This window comes from Pseudomonas sp. P7758 (genome assembly GCF_013386485.1).
In the GTDB taxonomy this organism is placed as follows: Bacteria; Pseudomonadota; Gammaproteobacteria; order Pseudomonadales; family Pseudomonadaceae; genus Aquipseudomonas.
This window is the reverse complement of the sequence record NZ_JACARS010000084.1, coordinates 13,826-25,301: the sequence shown is the minus strand read 5'-3', so window position 1 is coordinate 25,301 and position 11,476 is coordinate 13,826. Positions and strand designations below refer to the sequence as shown.

8 protein-coding genes and 1 riboswitch are annotated in these 11,476 nt (G+C 63.9%); of the genes, 5 read left to right on the top strand and 3 right to left on the bottom strand.

Annotation, left to right across the window (positions count from 1 at the left end; genetic code table 11):
- Nucleotides 1-270 precede the first annotated feature (270 nt).
- Genes HX873_RS19005 through HX873_RS18995 form a run of 3 tightly spaced genes read right to left on the bottom strand, consistent with a single transcriptional unit; the run spans nt 271 to nt 3,466 of the window.
- Entirely contained in the window at nt 271-1,191 is a 921-nt protein-coding gene (locus HX873_RS19005; protein ID WP_177123040.1) for an ABC transporter substrate-binding protein, read from the bottom strand.
- Nucleotides 1,188-1,520 carry a (2Fe-2S) ferredoxin domain-containing protein gene (locus tag HX873_RS19000; protein ID WP_177123039.1) on the bottom strand — a complete coding sequence of 111 codons (333 nt, stop codon included), beginning with the start codon at nt 1,518-1,520 and terminating at the stop codon, nt 1,188-1,190. Before HX873_RS19000 ends, HX873_RS19005 begins: the two co-directional genes overlap by 4 nt.
- A gap of 11 nt (nt 1,521-1,531) precedes the next feature.
- Nucleotides 1,532-3,466, bottom strand: a complete 1,935-nt coding sequence (locus HX873_RS18995; protein ID WP_177123038.1) for a TonB-dependent siderophore receptor — start codon at nt 3,464-3,466, stop codon at nt 1,532-1,534.
- A 93-nt stretch (nt 3,467-3,559) separates the two neighbouring features.
- A riboswitch (cobalamin riboswitch) is annotated at nt 3,560-3,767 on the bottom strand.
- 101 nt (nt 3,768-3,868) lie between these two features.
- Between HX873_RS18995 and lexA the strand changes: the two genes are divergently transcribed.
- From lexA to HX873_RS18970, 5 genes are all read left to right on the top strand, one after another.
- Nucleotides 3,869-4,486 (top strand): transcriptional repressor LexA, encoded by a 618-nt coding sequence (lexA, locus tag HX873_RS18990; RefSeq protein WP_003210482.1) that lies wholly within the window; start codon nt 3,869-3,871, stop codon nt 4,484-4,486.
- On the top strand, nt 4,486-5,097 hold the full coding sequence (gene imuA, locus HX873_RS18985) for a translesion DNA synthesis-associated protein ImuA (RefSeq protein WP_008432576.1): 612 nt from the start codon (nt 4,486-4,488) through the stop codon (nt 5,095-5,097). Before lexA ends, imuA begins: the two co-directional genes overlap by 1 nt.
- Before the next feature lie 7 nt (nt 5,098-5,104).
- On the top strand, nt 5,105-6,520 hold the full coding sequence (locus HX873_RS18980) for a DNA polymerase Y family protein (protein WP_177123037.1): 1,416 nt from the start codon (nt 5,105-5,107) through the stop codon (nt 6,518-6,520).
- Nucleotides 6,496-9,585 carry an error-prone DNA polymerase gene (locus HX873_RS18975; protein WP_371318398.1) on the top strand — a complete coding sequence of 1,030 codons (3,090 nt, stop codon included), beginning with the start codon at nt 6,496-6,498 and terminating at the stop codon, nt 9,583-9,585. Before HX873_RS18980 ends, HX873_RS18975 begins: the two co-directional genes overlap by 25 nt.
- Nucleotides 9,586-9,698: 113 nt before the next feature.
- Nucleotides 9,699-11,408: an ATP-binding protein gene (locus tag HX873_RS18970; RefSeq protein WP_177123035.1), complete on the top strand. Its 1,710-nt coding sequence runs from the start codon at nt 9,699-9,701 to the stop codon at nt 11,406-11,408.
- The last annotated feature ends 68 nt before the right edge of the window (nt 11,409-11,476 follow it).

The window sequence follows — 11,476 nt, the reverse complement described above, 5'->3', positions numbered from 1 at the left end:
GTATTTGGGGCGATCATTGATCGCCCCTTTTTTTCGTCTTGGGGTCCCGGCTTTCCCCGGTGGATGGTGGCGCGGTCGAGCCGGTAGTCACTGAGGCCGGGATGAGTGATATCTCGGCCACCAAGTGCGAGCTCTATCACCCTGATCTGTCAGGCCAGGAGCTGGAGGCGATTAAAAGTACGAAGCGCTCAGCATTGGAAACCTACAGCGTTTCACAACTTTGGTCGGTGGCATGGACTGAGTAAATTGGTCAGACGCTTCGCTCGTGAATTATTCAGCCAGTTGTTTGAATTGCCTCGCCAACTCCAACACGACTCGGCCGCTATTCGCGGTGGGCACCAAATGGGTAAACGGAATATCGATCATCCGGTTCTCCCGCACCGCCCGCAAACGCGACAGCACCGGGTCGGTGGTCAGCAACTGACGTTTGCGGCTGGCCGGTGACCACAGCGCATCTGCCAGCAAAATCACATCCGGGTCACTCATCAGCAGGGTTTCGCTGCTCACGGTGACGCGGTATTGGTTGATCCCGGCAAATAAATTGCGCGCACCAGCAGCCGCCACCAACGTGGTGACAAAACCACGCCGACCCTCGCTGTCCAACCCGTTGACCTCACTGTCCAGGTAAAACACCGACAGCGGTTTACCCTCACCAGCCAGCGCCTGGGCACTGGCCAGGTCGGCGTCCATGGCATCGCTCAACGCCCGCGCCCGTGGCTGTTTATGCACCAGGGCGCCAAGGGTGAACAGGTCGTTGCGGATATGCCCGAAGTAATCCAGCGAATGCCCGTCGCACGCCGACTCCAGCAAGTACGACGCCACTCCGTTGCCTGCCAACCCTGTGCGGGAAGTAACGCCGGCGCCAAATGCAGTGGCGAATCCACCGACCACCAGATCCGGTTTCTGCGCATAGAGCACTTCGCTGGACGGGTACTTGGGCGCAATCACCGGCACGCCGAAATACTCGCCGTGTCGGTGGGCCACACCGTTGTCATCCAGATAAGCCACGCCCACCAATGCGGGACCGACATCCAGCGCCAATAACAGGTCGGCCGCATGCTGATTGAGGGCCACGATGCGCGAAGGCGGTGAGTGGGCGGCCGTCCAGTCCTGGTTGCAGTTGCGATAACGGTCCGCCAGGGCCAACGATGGGCAGAGCAGGGCGCCCAACAGCAACCACGAGGCCTTCATGGGCGCTCCTTGATCAGCAGATCCTCGACGACTTCGCCGCCCACCAGATGCACTTCCACCAGCCGTTGCACGTCTGCGTTGCTGTGCACGCCGTACCAGCAAGTGTCCGGGTACACCGTCACGATCGGCCCCAGGTTGCACGGGAACTGGCAGTGGGTGCGGGCCAACAGCACGCCGCCAGGCTTTTCGATGCAGTCGTGTTGCAGCAGGTGGCGGCGCAGGGTTTTCCACAGTTGCAGCGCGCCACGCTGGGTGCAGCGCGGGCCGGTGCACAGGAACACGTGACGGGCGTGGTCAGGCACATGGGACCAGTCCGGATGAGTTTCCACGGGCGTACTCATCAGAAGCGATACGTGTAGCGTACTTCGGAGGTGAACGGCCGCCCGAGGTTGTCGACGTTGCTGGCGCGGCTGGTGACGTAATCGCGGTCGAACAGGTTCTCTACCAGCAGGCTGACGCGGTGTTGGTGGGCGTTGTCGAGGTAGCGATAGGCGTCGGCGTCGACCACGGTGTAGTTGCCGTACTCGACCTTTTTCGAGCTGACAATATCGCCGATGTAACGCACGGCAGTACCGACGCCCCACAGGCGGTCCACCGATTCATAGCCGACCCGCGAGCGGGCGAAGAAGCCCGGGATATCGTTGATGGTGACACCCGCACGGGACTCGGTGAGGTTGCGGGTCATGTCGGCCTGCACGCTCCATTGTTCATTGAGCTGCAGCTTGGCGTCGGCCTCGAAACCACGCATCTGGATCTGCCCCTGGCCGTTGACCCACTGGATATCGTCCAGGGTGATCAGGTCGGTGATCTTGCGTTTGAACAGCGTGACGCTGGCGCTGAAGTCCCGGGCCAGCAGGCTGCCCTTGTAGTCGACGCCCAGTTCGGCGTTGCGGCTCTTCTCCGGCTTGAGGTTGCGGTTGCCTTTTTCATCGTCTTCGTTGACGAACAGTTGCTCGGCATTCGGCAGTTTGTAGGCAGTGCCGTATTGGCCGCGCAGGGCCCAGTTGTCGTTGAGGTCGTAGAGCGAAGTGAGCATGCCGACGGTGGCGCTGTCGCCGCCGCTCATGGCTTCGTGGCGTACGCCGATGCTCGGGTGCCAGTTCGGCAGGGCTTCGATATTCGGCCGCAACTGGGTATACAGCGCGTGGGCCTGGGCCTTGTTGTCGTCGATGATCAATACATCGTCCTGGCCCTTGAACCACTGGTTGTCGGACCCGAATACCAGCACGTGCTCGCCGGGCAGCACGGCCTTGCCTTCGGCCTGCACGCCCCAGTCGGTGAAGCCCCAGTAGTCGTTGTGGTTGATGGCCCGGGTGCCGCCGCCTTCGATATTGTTGATGCGGGTATAGCGCGTGTCCCAATCGTTGATATGCCCTTTGACGAAGTAGCTCAGGCGCTCGTTGAGGGTTTGCTCGAAGGTGGCCGTGGCGATCTGTTGCACGCGGTCGTTGGTGGTCTTGTGGTTGTCCACCGGCCGGGCGAAATCGAGGTTGGCGTCGGCGTACTGGTAAAACAGCTCAAGGCGCGTGTCATCGCCAAACGACTGGATCGCCTTGGTGCCGAAGGTGGTGACTTCGTAGGAGCGTTTCTTGTCGCTGACGTTTTTCATGTCGCGGTTGCGAAACGGCTGGTAGCCCTCGGAGACGTTGCGGCTGACGTAGGCCAGCAAGCCGAGGTCGCCAAAACCGTTGTTGAAGATCTTCTCGACCCGGGCATCGCCGGTGGTGCCGCCGAAGGTGTCTGCGCCCAGGTTCACCTCGCCGGACGCCTCGCGGGTTTGCGGGCTGCGGGTAACGATGTTGATCACCCCCGACACCGCCTGGGTGCCGAACAGCAGGCTCTGGCCACCCTTGAGCACTTCGATGCGCTCGATGGCGTTGGCGGGCAGGGTGTCCAGGTACAGGCCGCCGTACAGGCGGTTGTTCAGGCGCACGCCGTCCAGCAGGATCAACGTGTCATCGTTGCGCCCGCCCAGCAGGGAATAGGTGCCGTAGTCGAACGGGCCGTTCTTGGGGGCCACGTAGAGGCCGGGGATGAACATCTGCATCACGCGCGACACATCGGCGGCGGGGCCGGCGCGTTCAATCTGTTCGCGGGTGACGATCTCGACCTTGCTGCCGTACTGGGCCATGTCGGCCACGGTAGTGGATTCCACCGACGGTGCGGAAATGATCTGCTGCTTGAGTTCAAGGGGAGGGTCGTCGGCCAGCAGCAGGGGGCTGAACAGGCAGCCGAGCAACAGGCTGGGCACGGAAGTAGTGTAAGGTCGAATCATAGTCTTCTCGGAAAAGTATCTTTCGCGAAAAGCACGCACGAGTAGGCACCGAGCACACGCCAATACCGGCCCATGCCCGCCCACCGCAGGATTTTGCCAAACAGAATTCCAGGCCGGTCTCCGGGCTCACGCGTATGGACACCTTCACCTTCCCATGGCGCGCAGGCCACAGTGGTGTGTCGAAGGAATCACGCGTCTACCGTTGCGGGGGCAGCACCGGACTGGCTCGAAAAGAGCGGCACCGGTTTCCCGTTTCACCCCATGCACGGCGGCATGAGGCACCTGAAACAGGCCGGCATCTGAACATTCGAAAGACCATTCGTCAACTTGGCGGGTACTTTTCCGGCGGTTGCCAAGGAAGCGACTGACGGATATTGCCAGAAAATTCCCACAGGAGTACAAATGTACTCCATGAAGAATCTAACGCCCCGCCGTACCGCCATCCTGACCTTTATCCGCGACCGTATCGCGCAGCAAGGCCAGTCCCCCAGCCTCGCCGAGATCGCCGAGGCGTTCGGCTTTGCCTCCCGCAGCGTGGCGCGCAAGCATGTGCTGGCGCTGACCGAGGGCGGCTTTATCGAGGTCAACCCCAACCAGGCGCGCGGCATCCGCCTGCTCAATCAACCGGCGCGGCCGGAGCTGTTGGATATTCCGGTGCTCGGCCGGGTGGCCGCCGGTTTGCCCATTGGCGCCGATGCCGAAGTGCACAACCGTCTATTGCTCGACCCGGGCATGTTCGCGAAAACCCCGGATTACCTGCTGCGGGTGCAGGGCGATTCGATGATCGAAGATGGCATCCTCGATGGCGACCTGGTAGGCGTACGCCGCAGTGCCGAGGCCTTGAACGGGCAGATCGTGGTGGCACGCCTGGACGGTGAAGTCACCATCAAACGTTTCGAACACGTGGGCGAGCGCGTGCGCCTGCTGCCGCGCAACCCCGCCTATCAACCCATCGTGGTGCGGCCCGATCAGGACCTGGCCATCGAAGGGGTGTTCTGCGGCCTGGTGAGGCAAGGCTGATGGGCGCCGTCGTTGCACTGGACTCGCTGTTCAATGGCGGCCGGGTCTGGAAAGGCCGGCCCGCCGCGCCGCCGGCCAGCGTCCATCCCACCGGGCTTGCGGCCCTGGATGCGGTGCTGCCCAGCGGTGGCTGGCCGGAAGCGGCGTTGAGCGAAATCCTGATGGCGAAGGAGGGCGTGGGCGAGTTGCAGCTGGTGTGGCCGACCCTGGCACGGTTGGCGGCGGCCGGTGAGCGCATCGTGCTGGTGGCGCCGCCCTACACGCCGTACCCCCACGCCTGGCAAAACGCCGGGGTGGATGTGCGCCAGCTGTCAGTGATCCAGGCCGATGAACGCGATGCCTTGTGGGCAGTGGAGCAATGCCTGCGTTCCGGCAGCTGTGGCGCGGTGCTGTGCTGGCCGCGCAAGGCCGATGACCGCGCCTTGCGCCGCTTGCAGGTGGCGGCGGAAACCGGCCAGACCCTGGCCTTTGCCTGGCGCTCCTTGAACGAGGCCATCAACCCGTCACCGGCCGCGTTGCGCCTGGCGGTTGAGGCGAGCCCGGCGCAGGTGCGGGTGCTCAAGTGCCGGGGTGGCCTGGCCCATCCCGCGCCCATTGCGCTTGGGCACTGAGGTTGGCATGCGCTGGGTGTGTATTGTGTTCCCGCAATTGGCGCTGGACGGGGTGCTGCGTTCGCGCCCCGAACCGGACCAGCCGTTGGCCCTGCTGGCCGGCACGCCGCAGCGGCGGGTGCTGCAAACCGTCAATGACGCCGCGCGCAAACTCGGCCTGCGCCCCGGCCAATCCCTGACGGCGGCCCATGCCTTGACCAAGGCGTTCGCCTGCGCCGAATACGACCCGGCGCAGATCGAATACTGGCAGCAGTTTCTCGCCGCCTGGGCCTACCGTTTCAGCTCCCAGGTCAGCGTGTTCTACCCACGGGCGTTGCTGTTCGAGATCGAGTCGAGCCTGGGCCTGTTCGGGCCGTGGCCGTTGCTCGAAGCACGCTTGCGCAAGGAGCTGACCGAACTGGGGTTTCGTCACCGCATCGTCGCCGCGCCGAACCCGGCGGCGGCGCGGATATTGGCGAATGTCTACGACGGCCTGGCCGTGGCCGATGAGCAATACCTGCAACACGCCCTGGCACCGATCCCCATCGACCGCGCCGGCCTCGACCCGCAAGCCGCCACCGCATTGTCGCGCATGGGCTTGCGCACCCTGGCCCAGGTGCAGGCGTTGCCTCGGCATACCCTGGCCCGGCGCTTCGACGCTGCGCTGCTCAAGCACCTCGATGCACTGTGCGGCCAACGGCCCCTGGCGCTGGCGTTCTACCAGCCGCCGGACCGGTTTGATGTGCGCATCGAGCTGAATTTTGATGTGTTGTCCCACCAGGCCTTGCTGTTTCCCTTGCGCCGTTTGACTGGCGATCTGTCGGCGTTCCTGTGTGGCCGCGACAGTGGCGTGCAGCGTTTTGACCTGCACCTGGAGCACGCGGCCGAGCCCGACAGCGTGATCAAGGTCGGCCTGCTCAGCGCCGAGCGTGACGCGGCGATGCTGTTCGAACTGGCCCGCGGCCGCCTGGAGCAGGTGCAAGTCACCTCGCCGGTGCGCGGCTTTCGCCTGGTGGCCGAGGACCTGCCGGTGTTTGTGCCCCAGCGCCAGGACCTGTTCGACGAGCGCCCGCAACAAACCCTGCCGTGGGAACAACTGCGCGAACGCCTGCGGGCGCGGTTGGGGGACGAAGCGGTGCAAGGCCTGCGCTTTCACGCCGACCACCGCCCAGAATGCGCCTGGCAAGCCGGTGCTGATCTTCGCCCGTGCTCACCCTCAAACAACGTGCAACGCCCGGGCTGGTTGTTGCATGAACCGACGCCCCTGGCCGAGCAGGGTCTACACATCCTGATGGGCCCGGAGCGCATCGAATCCGGCTGGTGGGATGGCGCCGATGTGCGCCGCGATTATTACCTGGTGCGCACCCGTGCCGGCCAGCAAGGCTGGGCCTACCGCACCGTGGGCGAGAGCGGCACGCTGTGGCTGCAAGGCTGGTTCGCATGAAGTACGCGGAGCTGCATTGTCTGTCCAACTTCAGTTTCCAGCGGGGCGCCTCCAGTGCCCGCGAGCTGTTTGAACGGGCCAGGCAGCAGGGTTACGAGGCGCTGGCCATCACCGATGAATGCACCTTGTCGGGCATCGTCCGTGCCTGGCAGGCGGCCAAGGAAGTCGGGTTGCCGCTGATTATCGGCAGCGAGATGCGCCTGGAAAACGGCCCCAAGCTGGTGCTGCTGGTGGAGAACCTGGAAGGCTATCAACACCTGTGCCGGCTGATCACCATTGCCCGTCGCCGTGCGGGAAAAGGTCACTACCGCTTGCTGCAGGAAGACTTCACCGCGGTACACGGCTTGCTCGCGTTATGGATGGTCGAAGACACCGACACCCAGGCCCATATCCAATGGCTGTGCAGCACCTTCACCGATCGCCTGTGGCTGGCGGTGGAACTGCATTGCGGCCAGAACGATGCCCGTCACCTTGAGCAACGCCTGAACCTGGCCGCCAGCCTGCACCTGCCGGCGGTGGCCTGCGGCGATGTGCATATGCATGTGCGCGGTCGCCGTGCGTTGCAAGACACCATGACCGCAATCCGTCACCACGTCCCGGTGGCCGAAGCCGGCGCGCGCCTGCATCCCAATGGTGAACGGCACTTGCGCAGCCTCGATGCATTGGCCGCGCTGTACCCGGCGCACTTGCTGGAAGAGTCCCTGAACATTGCCCGGCGTTGCACCTTTGACCTCGGCCAATTGCGCTATCAATACCCCAGGGAGTTGGTACCTGAAGGCCAGGATGCAAAATCCTGGTTACGCACCTTGATCGAGCAAGGCATCGCCCAGCGTTGGCCGAAAGGGGTCGACGCCAAGACCCTCCAGCAGATCAATAACGAACTGGAACTGATCAGCGACCTCGGCTACGAAAGCTACTTCCTCACCGTACACGACATTGTGCGCTTCGCCCGCAGCCGTTCGATCCTGTGCCAGGGCCGTGGCTCGGCGGCCAACTCGGCGGTGTGTTTTGCCCTGGGCATCACCGAGATCGACCCGAGCCTGATGAACATGCTGTTCGAGCGCTTCCTGTCTCGCGAACGCAACGAGCCGCCGGACATCGACGTGGACTTCGAGCACGAACGCCGTGAAGAAGTGCTGCAATACGTCTTCCAGCGCTACGGGCGCACCCGCGCCGCGTTGACGGCGGTGGTCAGCAGCTACCACGGCGCCGGCGCGGTGCGCGACGTGGCCAAGGCCCTCGGGTTGCCGCCGGATCAGGTCAACGCCCTGGCCGACTGTTGTGGACGCTGGAGCGACGAAGCACCGCCCCTGGAACGCCTGCGCGAAGGTGGTTTCGACCCCGACAGCCCGGTGCTGCGCCGGGTGCTGACCTTGACCCAACAACTGATCGGCTTCCCCCGGCACCTGTCCCAGCACCCCGGCGGTTTCGTGATTTCCGAACACCCGCTGGACACCCTGGTGCCGGTGGAAAATGCGGCCATGGCCGAGCGCACCATCATCCAGTGGGACAAGGACGACCTCGACGCCGTGGGCCTGCTCAAGGTGGACATCCTCGCGCTGGGCATGCTCAGTGCGATTCGCCGCTGCTTCGACCTGCTGCGCCGCCATCGCAACCAGGACCTGAGCCTGGCTTCGGTGCCCAAGGAAGATGCGGCAACCTACGCGATGATCAGCAAGGCCGACACTATCGGCGTGTTCCAGATTGAGTCGCGGGCGCAGATGTCGATGTTGCCCCGCCTGCGACCGGAAAAATTCTACGACCTGGTCATTGAGGTCGCCATCGTGCGGCCGGGGCCCATCCAGGGTGGCATGGTGCATCCGTACCTGCGGCGGCGGAACAAGGAGGAAGAAACCACCTACCCATCGCCGGAACTCAAGTCCGTACTGGAACGAACCCTGGGCATCCCGCTGTTCCAGGAACAGGTCATGCAGATCGCTATGGTCGCCGCCGATTACACACCCGGCGAAGCCGACCAACTGCGCCGTTCCATGGCCGCCTGGAAACGCCACGGCGGCCTCGAACCCCATCAGCAACGCCTGCGCACCGGCATGCTGAAAAACGGCTACAGCGAAGCCTTCGCCGCGCAGATCTTCGAGCAGATCAAGGGCTTTGGCAGCTACGGTTTTCCCGAGTCCCACGCCGCCAGTTTCGCCTTGCTGACCTATGCCAGTTGCTGGCTTAAATGCCATGAACCGGCAGCGTTTGCCTGCGCCCTGATCAACAGTTGGCCCATGGGTTTCTACAGCCCCGACCAGATCCTGCAGGACGCCCGTCGCCATCATTTGCAGATCCGCCCGGTGGATGTGCAGGCCAGTGACTGGGATTGCAGCCTTGAGCCGATCGAAGGCCAGCAACCGGCGATTCGCATGGGCTTGCGCATGATCTCCGGGTTTCGCGAAGAGGACGGCCGGCGTATCGAAACGGCGCGCCAGGCCCGGGCGTTTTTTGATATTGCCGACTTGGGCGAGCGTGCCCAATTGGACACTCGCGCCCAGGAATTGCTTGCGGATGCCGGTGCCTTGCGCGGCCTGGCCGGGCATCGGCACCGGGCGCGTTGGGAGGTGGCCGGGGTGCAGAAACAACTGGGCCTGTTTGCCGGTATCGCCAGCCCGGAAGAGGCGGTGGTGGAGCTGCCGCAGCCGACAGTCGGCGAAGATTTATATGCCGACTACGCCAGCGTCGGCACCACCCTGGGCCCACACCCGTTGGCGCTGTTGCGCGATGAACTGCGCGCGCGGCGTTGCCGCAGTTCCAGGGAATTGCTGCGGGTTGAACATGGCCGCAACGTCAGCGTCGCCGGCCTGGTCACCGGTCGACAACGCCCGGGCACGGCCAGCGGCGTTACCTTCGTCACCCTGGAAGATGAGTTCGGCAATATCAATGTGGTGGTCTGGCGCGATTTGGCCGAGCGCCAACGCCAGGCGCTGGTGGGCTCGCGGTTGCTCAAGGTAGATGGCCGCTGGGAGGCGGTGGGCGAGGTTCGGCACTTGATCGCCGGGCGCTTGACCGACCTGACCCCGTTGCTGTCGGGCATCAGTGTGCGCAGCCGGGACTTTCGCTGAGTCGGCCCTTGCTCCTTCCTGCCGGCATAAGCAATATGCGATGAAACCAACCGCCACTGCCGGGCTCAAAGTTTTCATCGCCGCCCACCTTTTATCTTTTGCAGAGCCGACCGATGCAGTTTTTATCCAATACCCACGGCTGTGAGGGTTGGGCTGGGGAAATGGCCCAGAGGATTCGTGCTTTCGATTGGTCCACCACCGACCTCGGCCCGATGAGTGCCTGGCCCTCCAGCCTGACCAGCGCCGTGCAGATGATGCTGGCGTCGCCCATGCCCATGGTGATGCTGTGGGGGCACGCCGGTTACATGATCTACAACGACAGCTATTCGGTGTTTGCCGGCGGGCGCCACCCTTATCTGCTGGGTGCGCCGGTGGAACTGGGCTGGCCGGAAGTCGCCGACTTCAACCGCAATGTGGTCGACACCTGCCTGGCTGGCGGCACCTTGTCCTACCGCAACCTGCCCCTGGAACTGTTGCGCGACGGCCGCCCGGAAGAAGTCTGGATGGACCTGTATTACAGCCCCGTGGCCGGTGACGACCAACGACCGGCCGGGGTCCTGGCGATTGTAGTGGAGACCACCGAACATATGATCTCCGAGCGCCTGCGCCAGGAACTCACCCACAACCTGGAGCAGCGCGTGGCCGCGGAGGTGCAAGCCCGTTCCGCCGCCGAGGAACAGTTGCGCCAATCACAGAAGCTGGAAGCCATTGGCGGCCTGACCGGCGGCGTGGCCCACGACTTCAATAACCTGCTGCAAGTGGTCTCCGGCAACCTGCACCTGCTGGCCCGGCATGAACCGGACAACCCCCAGGTGCAGCGCCGGGTCAGCGCCGCCATCGCGGCAGTGGAACGTGGGGCCAAACTGACCTCGCAACTGCTGGCCTTCGCCCGTCGCCAGCCGCTGTCACCGGCGGTGTACAACCCGCTGCGCATCTATGAAGGCCTGGGCGAGCTGCTGCAGCGGGCGCTGGGAGAAACCATCCACATTGATGTGCAACTGCCCCAGGATCCGTGGTGCATTAACGTCGACCGCAACCAACTGGAAAACGCACTGCTCAACCTGGCGATCAACGCCCGGGATGCCATGAAAGGCGAGGGCGTGATTCGGATCACCGGCGAAAACATCATCCTCAACCCTCCGGATTGCGCCGGTAAAAGCATCAACCCCGGTGAATATGTGCGCCTGGCCGTCGCCGACAGCGGCGCCGGCATGTCACCAACGATCCTGGCACGGGCCTTCGAACCGTTTTTCACCACCAAGCCGAATGGCCACGGTACCGGCCTGGGCCTGAGCATGGTGTTCGGGTTCGTGCGCCAAAGTGGCGGGCATGTTGAGGTCGAGAGCGTGGAGGGCAGCGGCACCGTGGTGCAGATGTATTTCCCGCGCAACCTGGGAGAGCCGGAAAACCACGATGCGCCCGTCGAGCTCACACAACCCACCGGCGGCCATGAGACCATCCTGGTGGTTGAGGACAACGAAGGCGTACGCGCGGCCGCGGTGGAATTGCTCGAACAATCCGGCTACACCGTGCTCACCGCCGAAGACGGCGACCGGGCCATGCTGATGCTCCAGGCCGGCCTGCAACCGGACCTGATCTTCACCGACGTGGTGATGCCGGGCCGGGTCAAAAGCACCGACCTGGCCGAGTGGGCGCGCAGGCAAGTGCCGGCGATAGCGGTGCTGTTTACCTCCGGACATACCCGCGACATTCTTTCCAGCAACCACCTGCTGGGCAACGACATTCACCTGCTGAGCAAACCCTATGGCCCGGATGACTTGGCGCAACGGGTGCGCTCGGTACTGACCTCCCGAATGATGTGACGAATGAAGATCCAGCCAGTAACACCAAGCCACTGTGGGAGCCGGGCTTGCCCGCGATGGCGGAGTGT

Coding starts and splice junctions, on each gene's coding strand:
- HX873_RS19005 (WP_177123040.1), bottom strand. CDS start 1,191: ATGAAGGCCTCGTGGTTGCTGTTGGGCGCCCTGCTCTGCCCATCGTTG.
- HX873_RS18995 (WP_177123038.1), bottom strand. CDS start 3,466: ATGATTCGACCTTACACTACTTCCGTGCCCAGCCTGTTGCTCGGCTGC.
- lexA (WP_003210482.1), top strand. CDS start 3,869: ATGTACTCCATGAAGAATCTAACGCCCCGCCGTACCGCCATCCTGACC.
- imuA (WP_008432576.1), top strand. CDS start 4,486: ATGGGCGCCGTCGTTGCACTGGACTCGCTGTTCAATGGCGGCCGGGTC.
- HX873_RS18980 (WP_177123037.1), top strand. CDS start 5,105: ATGCGCTGGGTGTGTATTGTGTTCCCGCAATTGGCGCTGGACGGGGTG.
- HX873_RS18970 (WP_177123035.1), top strand. CDS start 9,699: ATGCAGTTTTTATCCAATACCCACGGCTGTGAGGGTTGGGCTGGGGAA.